Below are 24,971 nucleotides of genomic sequence, written 5' to 3' on the forward strand. Positions count from 1 at the left end.
GTTATCTCCAGGTCTTTTTCTTTTTCCAGCGCCGCTCGCCGCGCACGCCCTCATCCTTCATGCCGAGGTAGAACTCCTTGATGTCGTCCTTCTCGCGCAGGCGCTCGCAGCTGTCTTCCATCACGATGCGGCCGTTCTCCAGCACGTAGCCGTAGTCCGACGCATTGAGCGCCATGTTGGCGTTCTGCTCTACCAGCAAGATGGTGGTGCCGCGCTCGCGGTTGATGCGCACCACGATCTCGAAGATCTCCTTGGTGAGCTTGGGCGAGAGGCCCAGGCTGGGCTCGTCCAGCAGGATCAGCTCGGGGTTGGCCATGAGCGCGCGCGAGATGGCCAGCATCTGCTGTTGGCCGCCCGAAAGCAAACCGGCGTCTTGCGCGGCGCGCTCCTTCAGGATGGGGAAGTAGCCATACACGGTCTCGATGTCGCGCGCCACCGCGTCACCATCGTTGCGGGTGTAGGCGCCCATGAGCAAGTTGTCGCGCACCGACAGCAGCGCAAACACCTCGCGCCCCTCGGGCACATGCATCAGGCCTCGGCGCACGATCGCCGCCGGGTCGTTGGCGGTGATGTCGGTGCCCTGAAATTCGATGGAGCCCTTGCGTGGGTCGATGATGCCGCTGATGGTTTTGAGAATGGTCGTTTTGCCCGCGCCGTTGCTGCCCAGCACGGCGGCGATTTCGCCGCGCCGCACCTGCAGGCTCACGCCCCGGATGGCCTTGATGGGGCCGTAGGCGCTCTCCACGTTCTGCAGGCGCAGCAGGGGTTGGTCGTCGGTGGTGGGGGCCAATACCGCGCTCATGTTCGTATCCCCACGCTGCGGTTGCCTGCCGGGCGGCGCAGATTGCTCACGTCGTCGATGGTGCCCAGGTACGCCTCAATGACGCCAGGGTGCGTCTGCACCTCGCGCGGCGTGCCCATGGCCACCACCTCGCCCTGGTTCATGGCGAGCACGCGGTCGGACACCTTGGAGACCAGCGACATGTCGTGCTCCACCATCAGCACCGTGATGCCCAGCTCGTGCTGGATGTCCTGGATCCAGAAGGCCATGTCGTCGGTCTCCTCCACGTTCAGGCCCGACGAGGGCTCGTCGAGCAGCAGCAACTGGGGCTTGGTGCACAGCGCGCGCGCCAGCTCCACCACCTTGCGCACGCCATAGGGCAGGCCTGCCACCAGCGTGTCGCGGTAGTGCTGCAGGTCGAGAAACTCGATGATCTGCTCGGCCGTCTCGCGCGCACGGATCTCGGCGTCGCGCACCTTGCGGGTGAAGAACATCTCGGCCCACAGACCTGTTTCGCGCTGCGTGTGGTGGCCGATCAGCAGGTTGTGCAGCACGCTGGCATGTTCGAACAGCTCGATGTTTTGGAAGGTGCGCGCAATGCCCAGGCCCGCCACCTTGTGCGGCGGCTGGTCGGTCAGCGGCAGCATCGCACCGCCGGGGCCTGCGTAGGCAATCGTGCCGGTGGTGGGCGTGTAGATGCGGCTGATGAGGTTGAACACCGTGGTCTTGCCCGCACCGTTGGGGCCGATGAGGGTGAACACCTCGCCGCGCCGCACGTCGAAACTCACGTTGTTGACCGCCAGCACGCCGCCAAAGCGCACGCTGAGGTTCTGGGCCGAAAGCAGCACGTCATGGGTCATGGCGGTCATCTCAGTCGATCCGATTTCTGGAACGATTTCTGCCGCTTGAACATGCCCTTGCGGTAGAACGGGAACATCTGCAGCCAGGTGCGCACCTTGAGCCAGCGGCCGTACAACCCCATGGGTTCGAACAGCACGAAAGCGATCAGCACCGCGCCATACACCACGGCCTGCAGGCCCGGCGCCTGGCCAATGGCATCAGGCAGCCAGTCTTTGCTGAGTGAGATGAGCTGCGGCATCGAAATGAGGAAGATGGCGCCCAGAAAGGCGCCGTGCACCGAGCCCAGGCCGCCGATCACGATCATGAGCAAGAGGTCGATGGACTGCAGGATATTGAACTGGTCGGGCGAGATGAACTGCAGCTTGTGCGCATACAGCGCGCCGCCCACGCCCGCCAGAGCGGCCGAGAGCGAGAACGACAGCGTCTTGTAGCGCGCCAGGTGGATGCCCATGCTTTGCGCCGAAATTTCCGAGTCGCGGATGGCCACAAAGGCGCGGCCGGTGGGTGAGCGCAGCAGGTTCAGGATGGCCAGCGTGCAGACCAAGGCGATCACAAGGCACAAAAAGTAGAACGATTCGGTGGACTCGAACGAGTAGCCAAAGATTTGCGGCGGCACCAGGTGTTTGCCGGAGTTGCCGCCCGTCACCGATTCCCAGCGCGCGAACACCTCTTCGACGATGAAGCCGAACGACAGCGTGGCCATGCCCAGGTAGATGCCCTTCACGCGCAGCGCGGGCAGGCCCACCACCACGCCCACGGCGGCAGACAGCCCCGCCGCGCAGGCCAGCGACAGCGCAAACGGCCAGCCCATGCCCGTGAGCACGGCCTGTGTGTAGGCACCCACGCCCAAAAAGGCCGCATGCCCCAGCGAGAACTGCCCTGTGAAGCCCGCCAGCAGCATCAGCCCCAGGCCCACGATGGAGTAGATGAGCACAAAGGTGAGCTGGGCCAGCCAATATTCGGGCGCCACCCAGGGCGCGGCCAGCAGCGCCAGGCCGAGCAGGCTGTACCAGAACACCTGGCCGCCATGTTTGGCCAGGCGGATGTCCTGCGCATAGCTGGTCTTGAAGATGAAACGCATATTCGTCTTTCAGACCTTTTTACGGAGCTTCTCGCCGAAGAGGCCGTTGGGTTTCACCATGAGCATGACCAGCACCACGATGTAGGCTGCCGTGTCCTTGAACCCGTCGGGCAGGTAAAAGCCCGAGAGCGATTCGACGATGCCGATGATGAGGCCACCGACGATGGCGCCCGGCAGGCTGCCAAAGCCGCCCACCACGGCGGCCGGAAATGCCTTGAGCCCGATGAACCCCATATTGGCGTGCACGAAGGTAATGGGCGCGAGCAGCAGGCCTGCCACGGCGGCCACGGCGGCGGCCAGGCCCCAAGCCAGGCCATTGAGCCGCTGCACGGGGATGCCCATGTAGTAGGCCGCCAACTGGTTTTGCGACGAAGCCTGCATCGCGATGCCCAGCTTGCTGTAGCGGAACATGGCAAACAGCAGCAGGCACAACACGGCGGTGGCGCCGATCACCACCAGTTGCTCGGCGCTGAGCACCAGTGCGCCGAGGCGAAACGACAGGTCCTTGTAGGGCACGGGCAGCGTGTGTGTGTCGGTGCCGATGTTGGGGATCATGGTGACCAGGCCACGCAGCACGTAGCCGATGCCGATGGTGAGCATGACGATGGAGAACGCGGGCTGGCCGAGGATGGGACGGATGACGGTGCGCTCGAGCACCGTGCCGAAGACGCCCATGGCGGCAATGCTGGCGAGCACCGCAACCCAGAAGGGAAAGCCCAGCACCGTCATGAGCGCCAGGCCGCAGAACGCGCCCAGCATCATCAGCTCGCCCTGGGCAAAGCTCACGGTTTCGGTGGCCTTGTAGATGAGCACGAAGCCCAGCGCGATCAGGCCGTAGATGCACCCCTGGGAGATACCGCTGATCAACAGTTGCACGAATTGCACACTGGCTCTCCAGAATATTTTTACAAAGCGAATGCTTTGCATAAATAATGGTGCACGCGCCAGACGCATCCCGCACTCGGTGCTAACCCTGATCGTCACGGCGCATCTTGGCTTAGTGCGCAGCGGGGCGCAATAAGGGTTGCGTCCTATCCCCTTTGCTTTTGGCTCGCCCGGAGAACCCCATGCCCGTACAGGTACAGACCCAGGATCGTGTCACGCTGGTGACACTGCATCGCCCCGACGTGCGCAACGCGGTGGATGCCGCGACCGCGCAGGCATTGCATGCCGCGTTTGTGGCGTTCGAGCACGACGATGCGGCCGACGTGGCTGTGTTCCACGGTGCGGGCGGGCATTTTTGTGCGGGCTGGGACTTGCAGTCGGGCGCGCGCCTGCAGGCTGAGGGCGTGTCGCCCGAGGCACTGGCCGCGTCGCTCGACTTCACGGCCGATGCGGCCCACCCGCCGGGGCCCATGGGCCCGAGTCGGCTGCATTTGTCCAAGCCGGTGATCGCAGCCATCGAAGGCGTAGCCGTGGCCGGTGGCATGGAGCTTGCGCTGTGGTGCGACCTGCGCGTGATGGCGGAGGACGCCTACATGGGTGTGTTCTGCCGCCGCTTTGGCGTGCCGTTGATTGATGGTGGCACGGTGCGTTTGCCGCGGCTCATTGGCCTGTCGCACGCGCTGGACCTCATCCTCACGGGCCGCAAGGTCGATGCGGCCGAGGCCTTGCGCATGGGGCTGTGCAACCGCGTGGTACCTGCGGGGCAATCACTGCAAGCCGCCCTGGCACTGGCACAGCAACTGGCCGCTTTCCCCCAGGCCACGCTGCGCGCTGACCGCGCCAGCGCGCTCGCCGGGGACGGCATGCCGTTGCCGCAGGCGCTGCTGCAGGAGTGGACGGGTGGGCGCGCGTGCCTGGCCGATGCGCTGCGCGGCGCCACCCGTTTCAGTGGCGGGCAGGGGCGCCACGGAGAATTTTGATTCAAAATGGCTGCCAGCGCTTTTCTATCAAGCGCTGGCAGCTATTAAAAAAGGAGCTAATGGCGCGGTGGGCATCTCGCCCGCTGCGCTGCACCAGGAACACCATGAGCAAATCCATTACGCCACCGCCGCAAGCGTTCGAGCCCGCCTTCATCGCCGGGCTCAAGACCATCTTCGAAGAGAAAATTGTGTTCAACCAGGTGCTGGGCCTCAAGATCACGGCGTTGGCGCCCGATGGCGTGGTGGGCCGCATCGACATGAAGCCGGACCTGGTGGGCCACTATGCCTACAACCGCATCCACGGCGGCGTGATCAGCGCGGGGCTTGACGCCATGGGCGGCCTGGCCGTGATGGCCGCGATCGGCGCCAAACACATGGACGAGGCGCCCGAGCAGCGCCTGCACCGCTTTGCCAAGTTAGGCACCATCGACTTGCGCATCGACTACCTGCGCCCCGGCATCGGCAGCCACTTCGAGCTGCGCGCCCAGGTGCTGCGCCTGGGCTCGCGCGTGGCCACCACGCGCATGGAGTTTCTGGGGCCGGATGGGCAGATCATGTCGGCGGGGGCGGCGGCCTACATCGTTTCCTGACCCTGCTCGGGCTCAAGGGGCTGGCCGGGGCTCCAGGTTGCGTGCCGTGCCCAGCCAGGTGGCGCACAGGGTTTCGCTGCCTGATGCGTCCACGGCCCACACATCGGCGGCGCAGATGCTCAGCACCCGGCCTGCGTCCACCACACGGCCACGGGCACGCAGGCAGGCGCCGCGCGCAGGGGCAAACAGCTTGACCGTACCGTCCACCGTAGCGTTGATCCAGCCGGTTGGCAGCAGGCTGGCAGCGGCCGCCACGGCAGCGAAGTCGCCCAGCGCATACACAGCGGTGGCCTGCAACTGGCCAGGGCGAAAGCAGAAGGACTCCAGGATAGGCATCTCCAGGGTCATGGTGCCCGGCGCGGCGTGTACAAAACGCAGGCCCAGGGTGCGCGCCATGGGCATGGCCAGCACGGCGGTCTGCAGGCGCTGTACGGTGGTGGGGGAGTCGATGGGAAGGTCGGGGGTCATGGGCGGTCTCCTTGTGACGGGGTGGGCGGCGCGCGGCGCACACGGGGCCAGGGTGCACGCGACGGGGATCCGTTGGCCGCCGGGCGCTGGCGTTTGTCCTGCTCGGCCTGGCGGGCACGCAGCCATTGCACGTGGTCCAGTGCCTGCTGGTGCTGGGCCTGCAGCGCCGCGATCTGCGCCTGGATGTCGTCGGCACGTGCTTGCACCACATCGGCCAGGCCGCCGGGGCCAATGTGGCCACGCCGCCAGGCGAGCAAGAGGCTGCGGATCTGCGGCACGCCAAACCCCAGTGCACGCGACATGGCGATGAACACCACCTCGCGCCGCGCCGCAGGGGCATAGTTGCGGTAGCCATTGGGCAAGCGTTCAGGGTGCAGCAGCCCGGCGCGCTCGTAGTGCCGCAGTGCATGCACGGTGACACCGGTGAGGCGGGCGAGTTCGGATATCTGCATATGCGGCAGACTAGCAAGCTTCGCCCTGCGCGAGGCTTGCGCTGGTGACAGCGGGTGGCGCCCTGTATGGTCTTGCAAGCCCTGCAAGCGCATGCAACGACCGAACCGTTTCGTTACCGTTCTTGCGTAACGTAGGCATCTTTCGCAGGGGCTCAAACCTACGATGGTCTTCTTTTCAAGGAGATCTGATGGCCGTGCAAAACCCCTTCTTCGGCAAGCGTGAACCCGAGTCGTTCCAACCCCGCAGCAGTTCCCATGCGTCGTCTGTGCTGGGCGGCGCAACAGCCCCTGGCGCGGCCTCGGCGCAGCCTGCTGCCAGCCCTGCGGTGCCCAAGTCGGTGGCGGGGGACTCCAGCGGCAGCAAACTCACCGTGGGCCCCAACATCAAGCTCAAGGGTGTGGAGATTACCGATTGCGACACCCTGGTGGTCGAAGGTACGGTCGAGGCGACCATGGACTCGCGTGTGATCCAGATCTCGGAAAACGGCGCATTCAAGGGCTCGGCCGAGATCGACATCGCCGAGATCCATGGCGAGTTCAACGGCTCGCTCACCGTGCGCCAGAAGCTGGTGATCTACAGCACCGGCAAGGTCAACGGCAAGATCCGCTACGGCAAGCTGGTGGTGGAAGAGGGCGGGCAACTGGCGGGCGAGATCGAGGCGGGGTTCTCTGCGGCTTCGTCGTCTTCATCATCCAGCAGCCCGCAGCGCACGGCAGCGCCTCTGCGTGCCGAACCTGCTGCGCTGGCGGCATAGGCTTTTTTCTAGTTGGGCGCGGTGCGCTTGGGCACCGGGCGCGGCCTGCCCTGGTTGTCGATGGCCACGTAGGTCAGGCGCGCCTCGGTCACCTTCACGTAGCTCCCCTGGGATACAAAGCGCTCGGCATACACCTCCACCTCTACGGTGACCGAGGTGTTGCCCACGCGCGTGATTGAGGCAAAAAACGACAGGATGTCGCCCACGCGCACGGGCTGCTTGAAGATGAATTCATTGACGGCCACGGTGGCCATGCGCCCCTGTATGTAGCGCGCGGGCAGCACCGAGCCTGCCAAATCCACCTGTGCCATCACCCAGCCGCCAAAGATGTCGCCATTGCCGTTGGTGTCGGCGGGCATGGGGATGACCTTGAGCACCAGCTCCTTGTCTGTGGGCAATGCGGCGGGTGGCGGGCTGAAGATGGCAGACATGGGCAAAATCCCGGATAGATATAAAACAACCGGAATTGTCCCTTATGCGCCGAACCGGCGAAGCCCTCCCTCCCTTACCCGTCATCACGGGCGCCGCCGTTGCGGCCCCCACTCAGTCCGACTGGTCCACGCTCTCCCGCCTGTTCCCCTACCTCTGGCAGTACAAGTGGCGCGTGCTCGCGGCCCTGCTGTTCATGGTGGGGGCCAAGCTGGCCAATGTGAGCGTGCCGCTGTTGCTCAAGAACCTGGTCGATGCGATGAGCATCAAGCCTGGTGACCCCACGGCGGTGCTTGTGGTGCCGGCGGGGCTGCTGGTGGCGTATGGGCTGCTGCGCCTGTCCACCTCGCTGTTCACCGAGCTGCGCGAACTGGTGTTCTCGCGCGCCACGCAGGGCGCCACGCGCAGCATTGCGCTGGCCACCTTCGAACACCTGCATGCATTGAGCCTGCGCTTTCACCTGGAGCGGCAGACCGGTGGCATGACGCGCGACATCGAGCGTGGAGTGAAGGGCATCGAGTCGCTGATCTCGTATTCGCTCTACAGCATCGTGCCCACGCTGATCGAGGTGGTTCTGGTGCTCTCCATCCTTGCCGTGAAGTTCGACGCCTGGTTCGCGTGGATCACGATCGGTGCGCTGGCCCTGTACATCCTTTTCACCGTGACGGTGACCGAGTGGCGCACCAAGTACCGGCGCGAGGCCAACGAGCTGGATTCGGCCGCGCACACCAAGGCGGTGGATTCGCTGCTGAACTACGAGACGGTCAAGTATTTCAACAACGAGGGCTTCGAGGCGCGGCGTTACGACGAGAGCCTGGACCGCTATCGCCGATCGCGCATCAAAGCCCAGTTCACGCTGTCGCTGCTCAACACGGGCCAGCAGCTCATCATCGCGGTGGGCCTGGTTGCCATGCTGTGGCGCGCCACGCAGGGTGTGGTGGCAGGCACCATGACGCTGGGCGACCTTGTTATGGTCAATGCCTACATGATCCAGCTCTACATCCCGCTCAACTTCCTGGGCGTGATCTACCGCGAGATCAAGCAGAACCTGACCGATCTGGACAAGATGTTCACGCTGATGGACAAGGAGCGCGAGGTGGCCGATGCGCCCGGCGCGCAGCCGCTGACGGGGCTTAGCCAGCCCACGGTGCGCTTCGAGGACGTGGTGTTTGCCTACGACCCCCAGGGCGGGCGCACCATCCTGCAGGGCATCAGCTTCGAGATCCCGGCGGGCAAGACGGTGGCGGTGGTGGGGCCGTCGGGCTCGGGCAAAAGCACGCTGGCGCGGCTGCTGTTTCGCTTCTACGACATCCAGCAAGGCCGCATCACCATTGCCGGGCAAGAGATCCGCAGCGTGACGCAGGCCAGCGTGCGCCAAGCCATTGGCATCGTGCCGCAGGACACCGTGCTTTTCAACGACACCGTGGCCTACAACATTGCTTACGGCCGCCCCGGCGCCAGCCAGGACGAGATCGAGGCGGCCGCCCGTGCCGCGCGCATTCACGGCTTTATCGCCAGTGCGCCCAAGGGCTACGGCACCATGGTGGGCGAGCGCGGGCTCAAGCTGTCGGGTGGCGAAAAACAGCGCGTGGCCATTGCGCGCACGCTGCTCAAAAACCCGCCGATCCTGATCTTCGACGAAGCCACCTCGGCGCTCGATTCGGCCAACGAGCGCGCCATCCAGGCCGAACTGCAGAGCGTGGCCCAGAACAAGACCGCGCTGGTGATTGCGCACCGCTTGTCCACCGTGGTCGATGCGCACGAGATCCTGGTCATGGACGCGGGCCACATCATCGAGCGTGGCACCCATGCGCAATTGCTGGCCCGGCGTGGGCGCTACGCCGACATGTGGGCGTTACAACAGGAGAGCCCCCCTGAGTCGCCTGCGGCGCCTTCCCCCTGAGGGGCGACGCCCTCGCTGCGGGGCGGCCCTTGCTTGGCGTCTTCCGCCTGGGCCGCGCCGGTTTTGTGCGCTCTGCGTGAAAGGAGGCGATGGCAACAGGATCGCTCCTTTTCTCACAGTTTTTTCTTTGATATTGCATTGACCCATGAAGCCCGTTTTGCTTGCCCTCATGTTCCTGTCCGAAGACCACCGCGCCCAGATGGCGCAGTCGTTCGAACTGATTTACGCACCCGACGCGGCGCAGGCTGCGGCCGCCATCGCGGCGCACCATGACCGCATCACCGTGGTGCTGACCATCGGCGCCACGGGCCTGAGCCCGGCGCAGATCGATGCGCTGCCCCAGCTGTCGCTCATCTGCGCGCTGGGCGCGGGCTACGAGAACATTGCGGTGGCACACGCCAAGGCGCGCGGCATCGTGGTGGCCAATGGCGCGGGCACCAATGACGACTGCGTGGCCGACCACGCCTTCGGTTTGCTGATCGCCGCCGTGCGTGGCATTCCCAAGCTCGACGGCCTTACGCGCCAGGGCGTGTGGCGCACGGCCCTGCCGCTGCCGCCCAATGTGTCGCACAAGCGCCTTGGCATCATCGGGCTGGGCACTATCGGCAAGAAGATCGCGCAGCGTGCGCTGGGCTTCGAGATGGAGGTGGGCTACCACAACCGCAGCGCGCGCAGCGATGTGGCGCACCGCTACTTTGCCGACGTGATGGCGCTGGCCGATTGGGCGGACTTTCTGGTCATCGCCACGCCCGGTGGCGCGGGCACGCAGCACCTGGTGAACGCCGCCGTGCTGAACGCGCTTGGCCCGCGTGGGGTGGTCGTCAACATTGCCCGGGGCAGCGTGATCGACACGGCCGCCCTGGCGGCGGCATTGCGCGAAGGCCGCATCGCCGCTGCGGGCCTGGACGTGTACGAGAGCGAGCCCGCACCGCCTGCCGAGCTGCTGGGGCTCAGCACCGTGGTGCTCACGCCCCACGTGGCGGGCTGGTCGCCCGAGGCGGTGCAGGCCTCTGTGGACCGGTTTTTGGAGAATACGCGCCGCCACCTGGCAGGCGAGGCGCCGGTGTCGCCCCTTTGACGGGTTTTGAATGAAACTGTGCTCTAGCGCTTGATGAATAAGCGCAAGCAGCTATCAAATCAGGAGTATTCGATGCCACCCATCGACCTAAACGCCCTGCAGGTGCGGCTGCGCGCCTTTGCGGCGGAGCGCCACTGGCAACCCTTCCACACGCCCAAGAACCTGTCGATGGCGCTGATGGTGGAGGCGGCCGAGCTGGCCGAAATCTTTCAGTGGATGACGCCCGAGCAGTCGCTGGCGGCGCGGGACGATCCGGCATTGAAGGAGCCTATCGCCGACGAGGTGGCCGACGTGCTGCTCTACCTGTTGCAGATCGCCGACCACGCGGGCGTGGACCTACAGGCGGCGGTGGAGCGCAAGCTGGTGAAGAACGCGGCCAAGTACCCGCCGCCGCAAGTTTTACACGAATAAAAAAAGCTGCCAGCGCTTGATGTACAAGCGCTGGCAGCTCCTGTTTTGGTTGCGACAGCTTACTTGCGCGCTGCGATCGCCTTCTCGGCGGCGGTCACCAGGTCGGCGCCGATCTGGTTCTTCCACTTGTCATACACGGGGCGGGTGGCCTTCACGAAGGCGTCGCGCTCGGCGGCGGAGAGCTGCGTCACGGTCACGCCATTGGCAGCGATGTCCTTGAGCAGGGGCTTGTCGGCCTCGATCATGCCCTTGCGGGCGATGGCGATTTCTTCCTTGCCCGCGTCGATGGCGGCTTGTTTGACGATCTCGCGGTCGGCGGGCGTCCACGAGGCCCAGATGTCCTTGTTCACCACGAAGATCAGCGGGTCGTTCACGTAGCCCCACATCGTCACATGCTTTTGCGCCACGGTGTGCAGCTTGGCGGCCTGGTACACGGCGATGGGGTTCTCTTGCCCATCGACAGCGCCGCTGGCGAAGGCGGGCTGTGCATCGGCCCAGCTCATCTGCGTGGGGTTGGCTCCCAGCGCGGTGAAGGTGTCCAGGAACAGCGGCGAGCCCACCACGCGGATCTTCAGGCCCTTGAGGTCGGCGGGGCTCTTGATGGCCTGCTTGGAGTTGCTGATCTCGCGGTAGCCGTTCTCGCCCCAGGCGAGCGGCACCACACCGGCCTTGTCCAGCGTGGCGAAGATGCTTTTGCCCACGTCGCCCTGCGTCACGGCGTCCACGGCGGCGTAGTCGGGGAACAGGAAGGGCAGCGAGAACAGGTTGAGCTGCTTGACCTGGGGCGACCAGTTGATGGTGGAGCCCACGGCCATGTCGATCACGCCCTGGCGCAGCGCGCTGAACTCGCGCGTCTGGTCGCCCTGGATCAGCGAGACGCCGGGGTACAGCTTGATGTTGATGCGGCCGTTGGTGCGCTCGCGCACCTTGTTGGCCCACAGCTCGCCGCCCTTGCCCCAGGGGAAGGCGGTGCCCAGCACCAGCGACATGCGGTACTCGCTCTTGTAGGCGGTCTGCGCAATGGCGGCGGGGGCGGTGAAGGCCAGGGCGGCAGCGGCAGCCACGGCAGAGGTGAGGAAGGTACGCAGTTTCATCTTTTCAGTCTCCTGGTTAGAAATCAATCAATTAATCAATTCAATTCGGCACCGGGTCAGTAACCCAGCTTGGCGGGCAGCCACAGCGCCAGTTGCGGGAAGGCGATCACCAGCACCATCACGAGGAACATCGCAAACAGCATCCAGCCCACCCAGCGCACGGTGGATTCCATGCGCACCCCCGCGATGCGGCACGACACCATCAGGTTCACCGCCAGCGGCGGGGTGAACTGGCCCAGGGCCACCTTGAGGGTCAGGATCACGCCGAACCAGACCGGGTCCCATTGGTAGTGCTGCATGATGGGCATCAGCAGCGGCACGAAGATCAAAAAGATCGAAATGCCGTCGAGGAACATGCCCACGGTGATCAGCAGCACGATGAGCAGCGCCAGCACGCCATATTCGCCCAGGCCCGAGTTCACGATGGCCTTGGCCACGGGGTCGATCACGCCCAGGGTGGACAGCGAGAAGGCAAAGATGCCCGCGAGCGAGACCACGATGAGGATCACCGCCGACAGCTCGCCCGATTCGCGCAGGATGGGGAACAGGTCGCGCACCGTGATCGTGCGGTGGATCACCATGCCCACGAACAGGCCGTAGAACACTGCGACCACGGCGGCCTCGGTGGGCGTGAACCAGCCCGCGCGCATGCCGCCCAAAATCAGCACCGGCGCGGCCAGGCCCCAGGTGGCCTCGCGCAGGCTCTTCCAGAACGGGGGGCGGGGCATTTCGGCCTCCAGCGCGCCCATCTTGTGTTTGCGCGCCATCCACACGGCGGGCACGATCAGCGCCACACCGGCCAGGATGCCGGGGATCATGCCGGCCGCGAACAGCGCGGGTACCGAGGCGCCGGGCACCAGCACCGAGTAGATGATGAAGGCGACCGACGGCGGAATCAGGATGTCGGTGGCGGCCGCGGCACCCACCACGCTGGCCGAGAACGAGGGCGGGTAGCCCGCGCGCGACATGGCCGCAATCATCACGCCGCCCACGGCCGCTGCATTGGCCGGGCCCGAGCCCGAAATGCCGCCCAGGAACATGGCCACGGCAATCGCCACCAGCGGCAGCATGCCGGGGCCGCGCCCCACGATGGCCACGGCAAAGTTGACGAGGCGCAGCGCCACGCCCGAGCGGTCGAAGATCGAACCGACCAGCACGAACATGGGGATGGCCAGCAGCGGGTATTTGCCCAGGCCCGCGTAGAAGTTTTGCGGCACGGCCAAGAGGCCGAACCACTGGCTGTCGGCATTGGCCAGCGCAATGGCGGCGGCGCCCGCCAGGCCCAGCGCGGCGCCGATGGGCACGCCGACGAACATCAGGCCCAGGAAGGCCACGAACAGCAAGGTGGCGATCATGGCTGGGCGTCCTTGACTGCCTCGGGATTGATGCGGCTGCGGCGGATGAACAGGCCCACGGCGCGCGCCGTGATCAGGGCCGAGAACACGGGCAGCCAGATCGAATACCACCACTGCGGCACGCCGATGCCGGGCGAGGTCTCGCCAAAGCGGTAGTCGTCCCACACCACACGCACGCTCAGCACGGCAATCAGGCCGAACAGCACGGCTACGGTGATGGCGCCGAGCTGCGCCAAGCGCTTGCTGCGCAGGGCAGAGCCGCCCTCGGCGAAGTATTCGATGCGGATGTGCTGGTCGCGCGCCACGGCGGCCGAGCCCGCGATGAGCGCCAGCGCGATCATCAGGAACACCGAGATTTCTTCCGTCCAGGCGAACGAGGAGTTGGTGAAGTAGCGCACCAGCACATTGGCAAAGGTGATGAGCGCCAGCGCCGCCATCACGATGACGGTGAGCCAGTCTTCAAGGCGCAGCGAGCGGGGCTCGGCCTGCGGGGCTGCAGCGCTTGGTGGCGCACCGGTGGCGGGTTCTTGGGGGGGCGAGGAGGGCGACATGGGGCGGTGAAAGAAGAAAACAAACAGGTGCAGGCAGGTCGCCCTGCCCGGCAGTGTTGTGCACCGGGGGCCTCGACGCAGAGCGCGGTAGGCGCTGCTTTGTATTATGCGATGGTTGCTATGCATGCACACCATTGGTGCAGTGCAAGGGGCGCAAGGCGGCTTTGCCGCACGCCTGCGCACTGCGTAAACCCTCGTATCTCCGCATATCCCCGCACTGCACAGGGCGTGCCCCGCGCCGATAATATGGCGATGGAAACCAAGTGGCTTGAGGATTTTGTCAGTCTTGCGGAAACCCGCAGCTTCAGCCGGTCCGCACAATTGCGGCACGTCACGCAGCCCGCGTTTTCGCGGCGCATCCAGGCCCTGGAGGCCTGGGCTGGCACCGATCTGGTGGACCGCAGCTCCTACCCTACCCGCCTCACGCCTGCAGGCAAGACGCTGTACGACCAGGCGCTGGAAATGCTGCAAGCGCTGCAGAACACGCGCGCCATGCTGCGCGCGCACACCAGCGCGGGCAAGGACATGATCGAGTTCGCCGTGCCCCACACGCTGGCGTTCACGTTTTTCCCGGCCTGGGTGTCGAGCCTGCACGACAAGTTCGGCCCCTTCAAAAGCCGGTTGATTGCGCTCAACGTGCACGACGCTGTGATGCGTTTGGTAGAGGGCGGTTGTGACTTGTTGATTGCCTACCACCATCCATCCCAGCCTTTTCAGCTCGACGCCGACCGCTACGAGATGGTGAACCTGGGGCAAGAGGTGATCTCGCCTTACAGCAAGGCCGACGCCGACGGCCAGCCCCTGCACCGCCTGCCGGGGCGCGCGGGCCAGCCGCTGCCCTACCTGGGTTATGCACCCGGCGCCTACCTGGGGCGGGTGACGGAGCTCATTCTCAAACAGTCGAACACGCCCATTCACCTGGAGCGTGTGTACGAGACCGACATGGCCGAAGGCCTCAAGGCCATGGCGCTCGAAGGCCATGGCGTGGCCTTTCTGCCGCACAGCGCGGTGAAGAAGGAGCTGCGCTCACGTCGCCTGGTCAGTGCCGTGCCCTCGGACGCCGAAGGCCTGCAGATGACGATGGATGTGCGGGCCTACCGCGAAAAGCCGGGCGGCAAGGAGGCCCCCAAGGGCACGGCCCAGGCGCTCTGGACCTACCTCCAGGCCCAGGCCGGGTCATGCTAAGGGTAAATACGGATATAAACACTTTGCATAGTTGCGCCCGCAAACGGCATTGGAGTTTCATCGTAACGACACGTACAGTTCGCGCCATCTTGGGGTTGGCGGGCGTCGTGCGTGTCATCAAGTTAGATAACAGCTTTTATGGCACGAACATTGCAAATCGATTCCTTTCATTCACCGGGGCACCGCATGACAACTCAGCACTGGAGATTTGCCAAGGGCCTGGTCGCCCTGGGTTGCCTGCTGGCGGCGTCCGTGCAGGCCACGACGGTGCTGGAGCGCGTCAGCGCCGGTGGCAAGCTGGTGATTGCCCACCGGGAATCGTCGGTACCCTTCTCGTACATTGATTCCAAGTCGGGCAAGCCCGTGGGTTATGCACTGGACCTGTGCCTGCGCATGGCCGAGGTGGTGCGCAAGGCAACCGGCAAGGCGAACATGGAAGTGGAGTTCCTGCTGGTCACGCCTGCCAACCGCATCACGATGATCGAGCAGGGCAAGGCAGACATGGAGTGCGGCTCCACCACCAACAACGCAGAGCGGCGCCAGAAGGTGGCGTTCACCATTCCCCACTTCATCACGGGCGCGCGCCTGCTGGTCAAGGCCGACAGCCCCATCGACCGTGTGGAAGACCTGAACGGCAAGACGCTGGTGTCCACCAAGGGAACCACGCCGCTCAAAGCGGCCGACCAGGCCAACCGCGAGCGCCTGATGGGCATCACCATCGTGGAGGCGCCCGACCACGCCAAGGCCGTGGAGATGGTGGAAAAAGGCGAAGCCGATGCCTTTGTGATGGATGATGTGCTGCTGTATGGCCTGGCTGCGGGCCGGCCGAACCCCAAGGCGCTCAAGGTGGTGGGCCGGTTCATGACCACCGAGCCGCTGGCCATCATGCTGTCCAAGAACGACCCCGAGTTCAAGAAACTGGTGGACGAAGAGATGCGCCGCCTGATCACCAGCCGCGATATTTACCCCATCTACAACAAGTGGTTCAACAAACCCATCCCACCCAGCAACACGGTGCTGAACCTGCCGGTCAGCTATCTCTTACGCGACTTCTGGAAATACCCTACCGATAAGGTTCCATTCTGACTAGTATGCTTAGGTACGTTGTTCCCATTTCCGGAGCGTTGGGGTTTTCGGCCGTGTGGGCAGCTGCTAGTCTCTAGAATCCCCCCCTTTTTTCTGTTTTCAACACAAGGAGATACCTATGAAGAAGCATTTGCTCGCGATTGCAGTAACCGCCCTGGCTGTTGGCAGCGCGTTTGCCCAAGCCAACGACACCCTGGCCAAGATCAAGGGCTCGGGCGTCGTCACGCTGGGTGTGCGCGAGTCTTCGGGTCTTTCCTACACGCTGGGCAACGGCAAGTACGTGGGCTTCCACACTGAAATGGCCGAAGTCATCCTGGCCGACATCCAGAAGCAACTGGGCCTGGCCAAGCTGGAAACCAAGTACCAGCCCGTGACCTCGCAAAACCGCATCCCCCTGGTGACCAACGGCACCGTGGACCTGGAGTGCGGCTCCACCACCAACAACGCTGCCCGCCAGAAGGACGTGGCATTTGCCGTGACCACCTACGTGGAAGAAGTGCGCATTGCCACCAAGGCCAACTCGGGCATCGCTTCGATCAAGGACCTGAAGGGCAAGACCGTGGCCACCACCACGGGCACCACCTCGGTGCAGACCCTGCGCAAGCACGAGCGCGCTGGCGGCATCGACTTCAAGGAAGTCTTCGGCAAAGACCATGCAGACAGCTTCCTGATGCTGGAAACCGGCCGTGCCGATGCCTTCGTGATGGACGGCTCCATCCTGGCCGCCAACATCTCCAAGTCCAAGGCCCCCGCCGATTACAAGATCGTTGGTGAAGTCCTGAACGTGGAGCCCATCGCCTGCATGCTGCGCAAGGACGACCCCGCCTTCAAGAAGGCCGTGGACGACTCCATCAAGCGCCAGATCGCCGATGGCTCGCTGGCCAAGCTGTACGACAAGTGGTTCATGCAGCCCGTGCCTCCCACCAACACCAAGATCGGCCTGCCATTGTCTGATGCCACCAAGGCTGCTTGGGCAGCGCCCAATGACAAGCCTATGGAAGACTACGCAAAGAAGTAATCATCTAGAACGCTTGTGCCCCTTCGGCCAACTGGTTTGAAGGGGCTTTTTTGTTGGCCTGAACGGCGTTGAGTCCAACGCAGTACAAAAATTAAAGGGGTGCTCCTATGAGTTGGGATTGGCAGGTGTTCTGCCAGGACACCATGGACCGGGAAGTCGTGCAAGGCTGCTTTGGCAAGGGCGGCGACATCACTTACCTGGACTGGATGCTGTCGGCCTGGGGCTGGACGGTGTCCGTTTCGTTGCTGGCCTTGGTGCTGGCGCTTGTGCTCGGCTCCCTCATCGGAACACTCCGTACCCTGGAGGGGCGGCCCATGATCGTGCGGCTGGGCAATGCCTGGGTTGAGCTGTTCCGCAATATTCCGTTGCTGGTCCAGATCTTCCTTTGGTACCACGTCCTGCCGAGCCTGTTTCCGGTGCTCAAGGGCGTTCCGGGCTTTGCCCTTGTGGTGCTGGCGTTGGGCTTTTTTACCTCGGCGCGTATTGCCGAGCAGGTGCGTTCGGGCATTCAGGCCCTGCCGCGCGGCCAACGTTATGCAGGCATGGCCATGGGGTTCACCACCTTCCAGACCTACCGCTATGTGCTGCTGCCCATGGCGTTTCGCATCATCATTCCGCCGCTGACCAGCGAGACGATGAACATCTTCAAGAACTCGTCGGTGGCGTTTGCCGTGTCGGTGGCCGAACTCACGATGTTCGCCATGCAGGCGCAGGAAGAAACCTCGCGCGGCATCGAGGTGTACCTCGCCGTGACCACGCTCTACATCATCTCGGCATTCGCCATCAACCGCATCATGGCGTTCATCGAGAAGCGTGCGCGCATCCCTGGCATGGTCGTCGCGAGTCCGGCAGGGGGGGGGCATTGATATGAATCTCGACTTTTCCTTCTACAACTGGGACCTGATCTCCAACTTCGTGCTCAAGGGGCTGTACTTCAGCCTGATGCTCACGGTGATCGCCACCATTGGCGGCGTGTTCTTCGGAACCCTGCTGGCGCTGATGCGCCTGTCGGGCAAGAAGTGGCTGGATGTGCCCGCCACCATCTACGTCAACGGCATGCGTTCCATTCCGCTGGTGATGGTGATTTTGTGGTTCTTCCTGCTCGTGCCCGCCATCATCGGCCGCCCCATCGGCGCCGAAGTGTCCGCGGTCATTACCTTCATTGCGTTCGAAGCTGCGTACTTCAGCGAGATCATGCGCGCCGGTATCCAGTCCATCCCGCGCGGCCAGGTGTATGCCGGCCAAGCGCTTGGGATGACCTACGGCCAGAACATGAAGCTCGTGGTGTTGCCGCAGGCGTTCCGCAACATGCTGCCGGTGCTGCTCACGCAGACCATCATCTTGTTCCAGGACACCTCGCTGGTTTATGCCATTGGCGCCTACGACATGCTCAAGGGCTTTGAAGTGGCGGGCAAGAACTTCGGCCGCCCCATCGAGGCCTACCTGGCTGCCGCCGTTCTGTACTTCGTGATGTGCTATGCGCTTTCCTGGGCGGTCAAGCGCCTGCACCAAAAGATTGCCATCATCCGGTGATCCGAGAGATTGAGGAATAAACAATGATCGAACTCAAAAACGTATCCAAGTGGTATGGCCCCGTGCAGGTGCTCAACGAGTGCTCGGCCACCATCAACAAGGGTGAAGTGGTGGTGGTGTGTGGCCCTTCGGGCTCTGGCAAATCCACGCTGATCAAAACCATCAACGCGCTGGAGCCCTTCCAGAAGGGCGAGATCACGGTGGACGACGTGAAGCTGCACGACCCCAGCACCGACCTGCCCAAGCTGCGCAGCCGCGTGGGCATGGTGTTCCAGCACTTCGAGCTGTTCCCCCACCTGTCAGTGACGGACAACCTGACCATCGCGCAGATCAAGGTGCTGGGCCGCAGCGCAGACGACGCCATGAAGCGCGGCCTGAAAATGCTGGAGCGCGTGGGCCTGACCGCCCACAAGGACAAGTTCCCCGGCCAGCTCTCGGGCGGCCAGCAGCAGCGCGTTGCCATTGCGCGCGCGCTGAGCATGGACCCCATCGTGATGCTGTTCGACGAACCCACGTCGGCGCTGGACCCCGAAATGGTCGGCGAAGTGCTGGACGTGATGGTGGGCTTGGCCAACGAAGGCATGACCATGATGTGCGTGACCCACGAAATGGGCTTCGCCCGCAAGGTGAGCAACCGCGTCATCTTCATGGACGTGGGTGGCAAGATCCTGGAAGACTGCTCCAAGGACGAGTTCTTCAACAACCCCGACGCACGCCAGCCCCGCACCAAGGATTTCCTCAACAAGATCCTGGCGCATTGACGCAGGCAGCTCCCACCCTCTGGTGGGTGGCCCCATCCAAAGCGCCTTCGGGCGCTTTTTTCATGGGGCATGTTCTTTGTGATTTGAAGCCTTTTAGGTGCCTGGCGCTGATGTAATAAGCGCAAGTAGCTATCAAAAATGTAGTGAACAAGCCAGTGGGACAATGCTGCCCATGACAGCCGCACCCCACACCCCCATCGACACCCTCACCATCACCCGCCCCGACGACTGGCACTTGCACGTGCGCGACGGCGAGCCTTTGCACACCGTAGTGCCGCACACGGCCGCCCAGTTTGGCCGCGCCATCATCATGCCCAACCTGCGCCCGCCGGTAACCACGGCCGAGCAGGCATTGGCCTACAAGCAGCGCATCTTGGCGGCAGTGCCCGCAGGCATGAACTTCGAGCCGCTGATGACGCTGTATCTCACCGACAACCTGCCGCCCGAGGAAATCGTGCGCGCCAAGGCGGCGGGCGTGGTGGCCTGCAAGCTCTACCCCGCAGGCGCCACCACCAACAGCGACGCGGGCGTGACCGATCTGCGCAAGATCTACAAGACGCTGGAGGCCATGCAGAAGGCGGGTTTGCTGCTCTTGGTGCACGGCGAAGTGACCAGCAGCGACATCGACCTGTTCGACCGCGAGGCCGTGTTCATCGAACAGCAGCTCATCCCGCTGCGCCGCGACTTCCCCGAGTTGAAAATCGTTTTTGAGCACATCACCACCAAGGACGCGGCCGACTACGTGGCAGGCGCCGACCGCTTCACCGCCGCCACCATCACCGCGCACCACCTGCTGTACAACCGCAACGCCATCTTTATCGGCGGCGTGCGCCCGCACTACTACTGCCTGCCCGTGCTCAAGCGCGAAACGCACCGCGTGGCCCTGGTGCAGGCCGCCACCAGCGGCAGCAGCAAGTTCTTTTTGGGCACCGACAGCGCGCCGCACCCCGCGCACCTCAAGGAGCATGCCAGCGGCTGCGCGGGCTGCTACACCGCCCACGCGGCCATCGAGATGTATGCCGAGGCGTTCGACAACGCGGGCGCGCTCGACCAGCTTGAAGGTTTTGCCAGCTTCCACGGCCCCGACTTCTACAGTCTGCCGCGCAACACCACCACCGTCACCCTGCGCCGCGAATCCTGGACCCCGCCCGACAGCTTCGCGTTTGGCGAAGCCGAACTCAAACCCTTGCGCGCGGGCGAAGCGCTGCCGTGGCGCCTGGTGTAACCGAGCCCTTCGGCTGCATTGACTGGAGCACCCCCTGGCTGAGCCTCTGGCGCGGCCTGGGCCAGCCCGTGGCGCAGCAGGTTCATCAGGGTGGTGGGCAGGCCGTGCATCTGGCGCTGCAAGCCGCCGCGCCGCTGGAAGCGCCCGTGGGTTTTGCGCCCCAGTCCGAACTGCCCGAGGGCATGGCCTACGAGCAGTACATCTGGGACACCCGCCGCGTGCCTACGCGCGACAACCTGCACGATTTTTTCAACGGCCTGGTGTGGTTGCAGTTTCCGCACACCAAGCGCCGCCTGAACCAGCTTCAGGCCCAGGCCATCGCCGCCGACGGCGTGCAGGCCGTGCGCGGGCCGCTGCGCGATGCGCTCACGGTGTTCGACGAAAACGGCGCACTGCTGCAGGCGCCGCAGGCCCTGTGGGACGCGCTGCGGGCGCGCGACTGGCAGGCCCTGTTTGTCGACCAGCGCCCGCTGTGGCGCGAGGCCCGGCTGGTGCTGTTCGGCCACGCGCTGCTTGAAAAACTCGTTGCACCACGAAAACCCATGGTGGCGCACGTCTATCAAGCGCCAATAGCTATTAAATCAATAGCAAACCTCGATGCCTGGCTCGCGCAAGACCTGCAGCCGCATCGGTGGGCCGCCAAGCCCTTCGCACCGCTGCCGGTGCTGGGTGTGCCCGGCTGGTGGCCTGCCAACGAGGCACCGGGCTTCTATGCCGATGCCCAGGTGTTCCGGCCGCCGCGTGGCGCCTGATAATTCCCGCCAAGGCTTGTGTGATAGGGCGTGTGGACGGGTTTGCCCCTACCATAGCGCGATGAAATCGCGGCCATAGGGAGGGGCTCGCCGAGGTGGCCGCTTGAAGCGCGGGCCCCGGCCCCCATCTGAGCCAGCAAACACCTACTTACTGTTGTTGTCGTTTACCCCACGGAGAATTCAATCCATGAAACGGATCCTGTTATTTGTGATGACCAACCTGGCCGTCGTTGTCGTGCTGGGGGTGGTGGCCAGCCTGCTGGGCGTGAACCGCTACCTCACGGCCAACGGCCTGAACCTGGGCGCGCTGCTCGGTTTCGCGCTCGTGATGGGCTTTGGCGGCGCCATCATCTCGCTGCTCATCAGCAAGCCCATGGCCAAGTGGACCTCGGGCGTGCGCGTGATCGACGGCTCCGGCTCGGCCGATGAGCGCTGGATCGTCGAGACCGTGCGGAAGTTCGCTGACCAGGCCCAGATCGGCATGCCCGAAGTCGGCATCTTCGAGGGTGACCCCAATGCGTTCGCCACGGGCGCGTTCAAGAACTCGGCGTTGGTGGCGGTGTCCACCGGCCTGCTGCAGGGTATGACGCGCGAAGAGGTCGAGGCCGTGATCGGCCACGAGGTGGCCCACATCGCCAATGGCGACATGGTCACCATGACGCTGATCCAGGGCGTGATGAACACCTTTGTGGTGTTCCTGTCGCGCGTGATCGGCTACGCGGTCGACAGCTTCCTGAACAAGAACAACGAAAACCGCTCCGGCCCCGGCATTGGGTACTACGTCACCACCATCGTGCTCGACATCGTGCTGGGCTTTGCGGCCGCCATCATCGTGGCCTGGTTCTCGCGCCAGCGCGAGTTCCGTGCCGACGCGGGCGCCGCCCAACTGATGGGCCGCCGCCAGCCCATGATCAACGCACTGGCCCGCCTGGGTGGCATGCACCCCGGCGAATTGCCCAAGAGCGTGGCCGCCATGGGCATTGCCGGTGGTATCGGCAAGCTGTTTTCCACCCACCCGCCCATCGAAGAGCGCATCGCCGCGCTGCAGAACGCGCAGCAGCAGGGCTAAGAGTCCAGGGGCAGGCAGGCCTTGCCCCCCGCGCACTCCAAACCGCCGCAGGGTTTAAACCCCTGCGGCTTTTTCTTTGTGGGTGCGTGTTGTTGGACCCAGTCCTGCGCCTATTTCACATCCACCCGCCAGCGCCGCCGGGGCGCGCGCAGCGCGTGGCGCTTGCGGTACTCGATGGGCGCCAGGCCGGTGTAGCGCGCAAAAATGCGCCGAAAGGCCGCGGGGTCCGCATAGCCGCAGGCCACGGCGATGCTGGGCACGCTCTCCAGGGTTATCTCCAGCATCACCCGCGCGCGGGCGCAGCGCAGGCTGTGCAGGTGGTCGAGTGGTGATTGCGACATTTCTTGCTGAAAGTGCCGCAGCAATGTGCGCGTGCTCACCGAGGCCGCCTTGGCCAGTTGGGCCAGCGAGTAGGGCTGGTCGAGGTGTTCTTCCATCCAGGCGATGGCGCGTGCCAGGGTGCTGTCGCGCGTGTGGGGGATGTGCTGCTGCGCATTGGCTTGCAGTGCCGTGCTGGCGCGCTGGTGGCCGGGTGTGACGGCGGTTTCATAGACCAAGGCCAATTCCTCGCCCAGCGCTTGGCGCACCACGGCGATGGCCAGCAGGTGGACGCTTTGTGACAGAGCGCAACTGAGCCAGGGCCCGTCGTCGGACAGGTCCTGCCCTATGCTGTGGCCGATGTCCGGAAAGTCCCGCTGGAAGCCCGCAATGTAGAACCAGGGCAGGCTGGCCTTGCGCCCGCTCAGCCGCCCGCATTGCGCGGCCAGCCAGGCGCCATTGCCCACGGTGATCAGCTTCTGCCCGGCATCGAGCGCAATGCCCAGCCGCCGTGACAGGGGGCGGTACCGGTCCGCCGCCGCGCGGATGGCTTGAATGTCGGACGTGTGTAGCGGGGGGATGAACACCGCGTGGGCAGGGGCAATGCCCGCCGATGCCACGCCTTCGGGCGGTGTGTAGGCAGCCAGTGGTCCGGGCAGGGAAGGCACGGGTCTGCATTCGGCATCCAGCAGCCGCCAGGCCAGGCGCGGTGCCTGGGCACCCAGGCGCAGGCCTGCCAGAAGATTGGCATCGCGCAGAAGGTCGATGAACTGCAAGGCGCTCCCAACGGCCGACTCGGGCAGCAGTGGAATGTCCACGCAAAACACCGGGGGCTTGGTGTGGTCCGAAGACAAAAACAAAGGGGGCTGCAACATGGCGGTATTGGCTTGCTGGATGGCCATTTTCGCTTGTCATGAATGGATGTGCAGCTTTTAGCATGAACGTGCTTTTTGCTCCTTGTCCCCAGGCCCTTGAGGCGCCACCCACCCTACGGATCTGCCCCATGAACAAACCTCTTTCCGCCATCGCGTTCGCTGCCGGTCTTGCCGCCGCCGGACTGAGCGCAGTCTCTTCGGCCCACGCCCAGGCGCTGGATGCCGCGGGCCTCCAGGCCATCGACTCCGCTGTGAACGCCGTGGCCTCCAAGATGGTCCATTGGCGCCGCGACATCCATGCCCACCCGGAACTTTCGGGCCAGGAGGTACGCACCGCCAACCTGGTGGCCGAGCACCTGAAGAAACTCGGGATGGATGTGCAGACCAACGTGGGCGGCACCGGTGTGGTGGGGACGCTGCGCGGCGGCCTGTCGGGCAAGGTGGTGGCCCTGCGCGCCGACATGGACGCACTGCCCGTGCCCGAGAACACCGGCCTGCCATTCGCATCCAAGGTGAAAGCCAACTACCTGGGCAAAGAGGTGCCGGTGATGCACGCCTGTGGGCACGACGCGCACGTGGCCATGCTCATGGGCGCGGCCGAGGCCCTGGCGGGTATGAAGGCCCAATTGCCCGGCACCATCAAGTTCATCTTCCAGCCCGCCGAAGAAGGCGCGCCGGTGGAGCCGGATGTCAACGGCAAAGTGCCCAGCTTTGGCGCCAAGGCCATGGTGGAAGAGGGCGCCTTGAAGGACGTGCAGGCCATCTACGGCTTGCACATCACGGCCAACCTGCCTTCGGGTGTGGTGGGCTATCGCAGCGGGCCGTTCATGGCAGGCTCCGACAGCCTGAAGATTCTGATCGAAGGCCGTGGCGGCCACGGCTCATCCCCCTGGAACGCGGTGGACCCCGTGGTGGCCGCGAGCCAGGTGGTGCTGGGTCTGCAGACGGTGGTCAGCCGCCAGCTCAACATCAGCAAGGAGCCAGCCGTCATCACCATCGGCTCCATCCAGGGTGGCACACGCTACAACATCATCCCCGACAACGTCGAGATGAGGGGCACCCTGCGCACCTTTGACGAGGACATGCGCCAGGAAGCCCTGAAGCGCATCACCACCACTGCCGAATCCATTGCCGTATCGAGCGGTGCCAAGGCCAAGGTAGTGTTTGGCCCCGTGGCCTACCCGGTCACCACCAACCCCGCCGAGCTGACAGCGGCATCGCTGCCAGCGCTCAAGCTCGCCGTGGGTGGCAAGGCGATGATCATCCCCAAGGTGAGTGGTTCGGAGGATTTCTCCGAATTCCAGAAGGTGGCGCCGGGCTTTTTCTACTTCCTGGGCGCGCCGCCCAAGGGGGCGGACTTCAACAAGGCACCGTCCAACCATTCCCCGCTGTTTGACATCGACGAAGACCAACTGCCCGTGGGTGCACGCACGTTGGCCGCGTTGGCCGTGGACTTTTTGCAGCGCAAGTAGGCG

General features: G+C 64.5%; 27 protein-coding genes. 16 read left to right on the forward strand and 11 right to left on the reverse strand.

Annotated elements, in window-relative coordinates:
- Position 1: 1 nt before the first annotated feature.
- Genes Q0105_RS19645 through Q0105_RS19660 form a run of 4 tightly spaced genes read right to left on the reverse strand, consistent with a single transcriptional unit; the run spans position 2 to position 3,608 of the window.
- The gene (locus Q0105_RS19645) at positions 2-802 is read right to left on the reverse strand and encodes an ABC transporter ATP-binding protein (protein ID WP_298214232.1); all 801 of its coding nucleotides are present in this window, start codon (positions 800-802) and stop codon (positions 2-4) included.
- The gene (locus Q0105_RS19650) at positions 799-1,641 is read right to left on the reverse strand and encodes an ABC transporter ATP-binding protein (RefSeq protein WP_298214235.1); all 843 of its coding nucleotides are present in this window, start codon (positions 1,639-1,641) and stop codon (positions 799-801) included. The genes Q0105_RS19645 and Q0105_RS19650 overlap by 4 nt, the downstream gene beginning before the upstream one ends.
- A 5-nt stretch (positions 1,642-1,646) precedes the next feature.
- Positions 1,647-2,723 carry a branched-chain amino acid ABC transporter permease gene (locus tag Q0105_RS19655; RefSeq protein WP_298214237.1) on the reverse strand — a complete coding sequence of 359 codons (1,077 nt, stop codon included), beginning with the start codon at positions 2,721-2,723 and terminating at the stop codon, positions 1,647-1,649.
- A 9-nt stretch (positions 2,724-2,732) separates the two neighbouring features.
- On the reverse strand, positions 2,733-3,608 hold the full coding sequence (locus Q0105_RS19660; protein WP_298214239.1) for a branched-chain amino acid ABC transporter permease: 876 nt from the start codon (positions 3,606-3,608) through the stop codon (positions 2,733-2,735).
- 182 nt (positions 3,609-3,790) lie between these two features.
- On the opposite strand from Q0105_RS19660, the gene Q0105_RS19665 reads away from it, so the two are divergent.
- On the forward strand, positions 3,791-4,588 hold the full coding sequence (locus Q0105_RS19665) for a crotonase/enoyl-CoA hydratase family protein (protein ID WP_298214241.1): 798 nt from the start codon (positions 3,791-3,793) through the stop codon (positions 4,586-4,588).
- 104 nt (positions 4,589-4,692) lie between these two features.
- Complete coding sequence (locus Q0105_RS19670; protein ID WP_298214243.1) at positions 4,693-5,178, forward strand: thioesterase family protein; 486 nt, start codon at positions 4,693-4,695, stop codon at positions 5,176-5,178.
- 12 nt (positions 5,179-5,190) lie between these two features.
- On the opposite strand, the gene Q0105_RS19675 is transcribed toward Q0105_RS19670, so the two are convergent.
- Both Q0105_RS19675 and Q0105_RS19680 read right to left on the reverse strand, forming a co-directional pair.
- The gene (locus tag Q0105_RS19675) at positions 5,191-5,646 is read right to left on the reverse strand and encodes a PaaI family thioesterase (protein ID WP_298214245.1); all 456 of its coding nucleotides are present in this window, start codon (positions 5,644-5,646) and stop codon (positions 5,191-5,193) included.
- Positions 5,643-6,098: a MerR family DNA-binding transcriptional regulator gene (locus Q0105_RS19680; protein WP_298214247.1), complete on the reverse strand. Its 456-nt coding sequence runs from the start codon at positions 6,096-6,098 to the stop codon at positions 5,643-5,645. The genes Q0105_RS19675 and Q0105_RS19680 overlap by 4 nt, the downstream gene beginning before the upstream one ends.
- Before the next feature lie 188 nt (positions 6,099-6,286).
- On the opposite strand from Q0105_RS19680, the gene Q0105_RS19685 reads away from it, so the two are divergent.
- Complete coding sequence (locus Q0105_RS19685; protein WP_298214249.1) at positions 6,287-6,853, forward strand: polymer-forming cytoskeletal protein; 567 nt, start codon at positions 6,287-6,289, stop codon at positions 6,851-6,853.
- A gap of 8 nt (positions 6,854-6,861) precedes the next feature.
- Here Q0105_RS19685 and Q0105_RS19690 read toward each other — a convergent pair whose 3' ends face one another.
- Positions 6,862-7,284, reverse strand: a complete 423-nt coding sequence (locus tag Q0105_RS19690; protein WP_298214251.1) for an acyl-CoA thioesterase — start codon at positions 7,282-7,284, stop codon at positions 6,862-6,864.
- 44 nt (positions 7,285-7,328) lie between these two features.
- Between Q0105_RS19690 and Q0105_RS19695 the strand changes: the two genes are divergently transcribed.
- From Q0105_RS19695 to Q0105_RS19705, 3 genes are all read left to right on the forward strand, one after another.
- Positions 7,329-9,185: an ABC transporter ATP-binding protein/permease gene (locus tag Q0105_RS19695; protein WP_298214253.1), complete on the forward strand. Its 1,857-nt coding sequence runs from the start codon at positions 7,329-7,331 to the stop codon at positions 9,183-9,185.
- A gap of 145 nt (positions 9,186-9,330) precedes the next feature.
- Positions 9,331-10,263 (forward strand): 2-hydroxyacid dehydrogenase, encoded by a 933-nt coding sequence (locus Q0105_RS19700; protein WP_298214255.1) that lies wholly within the window; start codon positions 9,331-9,333, stop codon positions 10,261-10,263.
- Positions 10,264-10,344: 81 nt separating this feature from the next.
- Entirely contained in the window at positions 10,345-10,674 is a 330-nt protein-coding gene (locus Q0105_RS19705) for a nucleotide pyrophosphohydrolase (protein WP_298214459.1), read from the forward strand.
- 59 nt (positions 10,675-10,733) lie between these two features.
- On the opposite strand, the gene Q0105_RS19710 is transcribed toward Q0105_RS19705, so the two are convergent.
- Genes Q0105_RS19710 through Q0105_RS19720 form a run of 3 tightly spaced genes read right to left on the reverse strand, consistent with a single transcriptional unit; the run spans position 10,734 to position 13,674 of the window.
- Positions 10,734-11,768, reverse strand: a complete 1,035-nt coding sequence (locus Q0105_RS19710; RefSeq protein WP_298214257.1) for a DctP family TRAP transporter solute-binding subunit — start codon at positions 11,766-11,768, stop codon at positions 10,734-10,736.
- Between the two features lie 56 nt (positions 11,769-11,824).
- A complete protein-coding gene (locus Q0105_RS19715; protein ID WP_298214259.1) occupies positions 11,825-13,123 on the reverse strand; it encodes a TRAP transporter large permease in 1,299 nt (432 codons plus the stop codon).
- Entirely contained in the window at positions 13,120-13,674 is a 555-nt protein-coding gene (locus Q0105_RS19720) for a TRAP transporter small permease (protein WP_298214261.1), read from the reverse strand. Before Q0105_RS19720 ends, Q0105_RS19715 begins: the two co-directional genes overlap by 4 nt.
- Before the next feature lie 252 nt (positions 13,675-13,926).
- On the opposite strand from Q0105_RS19720, the gene Q0105_RS19725 reads away from it, so the two are divergent.
- The 9 genes from Q0105_RS19725 to htpX all read left to right on the forward strand — a co-directional run bounded on the left by Q0105_RS19725 (position 13,927) and on the right by htpX (position 22,303).
- Positions 13,927-14,859: a LysR family transcriptional regulator gene (locus Q0105_RS19725; protein WP_298214263.1), complete on the forward strand. Its 933-nt coding sequence runs from the start codon at positions 13,927-13,929 to the stop codon at positions 14,857-14,859.
- A 186-nt stretch (positions 14,860-15,045) separates the two neighbouring features.
- Positions 15,046-15,945 (forward strand): amino acid ABC transporter substrate-binding protein, encoded by a 900-nt coding sequence (locus tag Q0105_RS19730; protein WP_298214265.1) that lies wholly within the window; start codon positions 15,046-15,048, stop codon positions 15,943-15,945.
- A 118-nt stretch (positions 15,946-16,063) separates the two neighbouring features.
- Positions 16,064-16,963, forward strand: coding sequence for a transporter substrate-binding domain-containing protein (locus Q0105_RS19735; protein ID WP_298214267.1), 900 nt, complete (start codon positions 16,064-16,066; stop codon positions 16,961-16,963).
- Positions 16,964-17,070: 107 nt separating this feature from the next.
- Positions 17,071-17,829 carry an amino acid ABC transporter permease gene (locus tag Q0105_RS19740; RefSeq protein WP_298214269.1) on the forward strand — a complete coding sequence of 253 codons (759 nt, stop codon included), beginning with the start codon at positions 17,071-17,073 and terminating at the stop codon, positions 17,827-17,829.
- 1 nt (position 17,830) lies between these two features.
- Positions 17,831-18,496 carry an amino acid ABC transporter permease gene (locus Q0105_RS19745; RefSeq protein ID WP_137746977.1) on the forward strand — a complete coding sequence of 222 codons (666 nt, stop codon included), beginning with the start codon at positions 17,831-17,833 and terminating at the stop codon, positions 18,494-18,496.
- Positions 18,497-18,519: 23 nt separating this feature from the next.
- A complete protein-coding gene (locus tag Q0105_RS19750) occupies positions 18,520-19,257 on the forward strand; it encodes an amino acid ABC transporter ATP-binding protein (RefSeq protein WP_298214272.1) in 738 nt (245 codons plus the stop codon).
- A 172-nt stretch (positions 19,258-19,429) separates the two neighbouring features.
- Positions 19,430-20,482, forward strand: coding sequence for a dihydroorotase (gene pyrC, locus Q0105_RS19755; protein ID WP_298214274.1), 1,053 nt, complete (start codon positions 19,430-19,432; stop codon positions 20,480-20,482).
- Positions 20,467-21,234: a DUF3025 domain-containing protein gene (locus Q0105_RS19760; RefSeq protein ID WP_298214277.1), complete on the forward strand. Its 768-nt coding sequence runs from the start codon at positions 20,467-20,469 to the stop codon at positions 21,232-21,234. Before pyrC ends, Q0105_RS19760 begins: the two co-directional genes overlap by 16 nt.
- 187 nt (positions 21,235-21,421) lie before the next feature.
- Positions 21,422-22,303, forward strand: coding sequence for a protease HtpX (htpX, locus tag Q0105_RS19765; RefSeq protein WP_298214279.1), 882 nt, complete (start codon positions 21,422-21,424; stop codon positions 22,301-22,303).
- Positions 22,304-22,413: 110 nt separating this feature from the next.
- Here the strand turns inward: htpX and Q0105_RS19770 are convergent, their stop codons facing one another.
- Positions 22,414-23,523: a helix-turn-helix domain-containing protein gene (locus tag Q0105_RS19770; protein ID WP_298214282.1), complete on the reverse strand. Its 1,110-nt coding sequence runs from the start codon at positions 23,521-23,523 to the stop codon at positions 22,414-22,416.
- A gap of 101 nt (positions 23,524-23,624) precedes the next feature.
- Here Q0105_RS19770 and Q0105_RS19775 point away from each other — a divergent pair, with 101 nt between their 5' ends.
- Positions 23,625-24,968: an amidohydrolase gene (locus tag Q0105_RS19775; protein WP_298214284.1), complete on the forward strand. Its 1,344-nt coding sequence runs from the start codon at positions 23,625-23,627 to the stop codon at positions 24,966-24,968.
- Positions 24,969-24,971: the final 3 nt, after the last annotated feature.

The organism is Acidovorax sp., assembly GCF_027492855.1.
In the GTDB taxonomy this organism is placed as follows: domain Bacteria; phylum Pseudomonadota; class Gammaproteobacteria; order Burkholderiales; family Burkholderiaceae_C; genus Acidovorax.

Excerpts from the sequence above, each read along its gene's own strand:
- Q0105_RS19645 (WP_298214232.1), bottom strand. The coding sequence starts at position 802 with ATGAGCGCGGTATTGGCCCCCACCACCGACGACCAACCCCTGCTGCGC.
- Q0105_RS19650 (WP_298214235.1), bottom strand. The coding sequence starts at position 1,641 with ATGACCCATGACGTGCTGCTTTCGGCCCAGAACCTCAGCGTGCGCTTT.
- Q0105_RS19655 (WP_298214237.1), bottom strand. The coding sequence starts at position 2,723 with ATGCGTTTCATCTTCAAGACCAGCTATGCGCAGGACATCCGCCTGGCC.
- Q0105_RS19665 (WP_298214241.1), top strand. The coding sequence starts at position 3,791 with ATGCCCGTACAGGTACAGACCCAGGATCGTGTCACGCTGGTGACACTG.
- Q0105_RS19670 (WP_298214243.1), top strand. The coding sequence starts at position 4,693 with ATGAGCAAATCCATTACGCCACCGCCGCAAGCGTTCGAGCCCGCCTTC.
- Q0105_RS19675 (WP_298214245.1), bottom strand. The coding sequence starts at position 5,646 with ATGACCCCCGACCTTCCCATCGACTCCCCCACCACCGTACAGCGCCTG.
- Q0105_RS19680 (WP_298214247.1), bottom strand. The coding sequence starts at position 6,098 with ATGCAGATATCCGAACTCGCCCGCCTCACCGGTGTCACCGTGCATGCA.
- Q0105_RS19685 (WP_298214249.1), top strand. The coding sequence starts at position 6,287 with ATGGCCGTGCAAAACCCCTTCTTCGGCAAGCGTGAACCCGAGTCGTTC.
- Q0105_RS19690 (WP_298214251.1), bottom strand. The coding sequence starts at position 7,284 with ATGTCTGCCATCTTCAGCCCGCCACCCGCCGCATTGCCCACAGACAAG.
- Q0105_RS19695 (WP_298214253.1), top strand. The coding sequence starts at position 7,329 with ATGCGCCGAACCGGCGAAGCCCTCCCTCCCTTACCCGTCATCACGGGC.
- Q0105_RS19700 (WP_298214255.1), top strand. The coding sequence starts at position 9,331 with ATGAAGCCCGTTTTGCTTGCCCTCATGTTCCTGTCCGAAGACCACCGC.
- Q0105_RS19710 (WP_298214257.1), bottom strand. The coding sequence starts at position 11,768 with ATGAAACTGCGTACCTTCCTCACCTCTGCCGTGGCTGCCGCTGCCGCC.
- Q0105_RS19715 (WP_298214259.1), bottom strand. The coding sequence starts at position 13,123 with ATGATCGCCACCTTGCTGTTCGTGGCCTTCCTGGGCCTGATGTTCGTC.
- Q0105_RS19720 (WP_298214261.1), bottom strand. The coding sequence starts at position 13,674 with ATGTCGCCCTCCTCGCCCCCCCAAGAACCCGCCACCGGTGCGCCACCA.
- Q0105_RS19725 (WP_298214263.1), top strand. The coding sequence starts at position 13,927 with ATGGAAACCAAGTGGCTTGAGGATTTTGTCAGTCTTGCGGAAACCCGC.
- Q0105_RS19730 (WP_298214265.1), top strand. The coding sequence starts at position 15,046 with ATGACAACTCAGCACTGGAGATTTGCCAAGGGCCTGGTCGCCCTGGGT.
- Q0105_RS19735 (WP_298214267.1), top strand. The coding sequence starts at position 16,064 with ATGAAGAAGCATTTGCTCGCGATTGCAGTAACCGCCCTGGCTGTTGGC.
- Q0105_RS19740 (WP_298214269.1), top strand. The coding sequence starts at position 17,071 with ATGAGTTGGGATTGGCAGGTGTTCTGCCAGGACACCATGGACCGGGAA.
- Q0105_RS19745 (WP_137746977.1), top strand. The coding sequence starts at position 17,831 with ATGAATCTCGACTTTTCCTTCTACAACTGGGACCTGATCTCCAACTTC.
- Q0105_RS19750 (WP_298214272.1), top strand. The coding sequence starts at position 18,520 with ATGATCGAACTCAAAAACGTATCCAAGTGGTATGGCCCCGTGCAGGTG.
- pyrC (WP_298214274.1), top strand. The coding sequence starts at position 19,430 with ATGACAGCCGCACCCCACACCCCCATCGACACCCTCACCATCACCCGC.
- htpX (WP_298214279.1), top strand. The coding sequence starts at position 21,422 with ATGAAACGGATCCTGTTATTTGTGATGACCAACCTGGCCGTCGTTGTC.
- Q0105_RS19770 (WP_298214282.1), bottom strand. The coding sequence starts at position 23,523 with ATGGCCATCCAGCAAGCCAATACCGCCATGTTGCAGCCCCCTTTGTTT.
- Q0105_RS19775 (WP_298214284.1), top strand. The coding sequence starts at position 23,625 with ATGAACAAACCTCTTTCCGCCATCGCGTTCGCTGCCGGTCTTGCCGCC.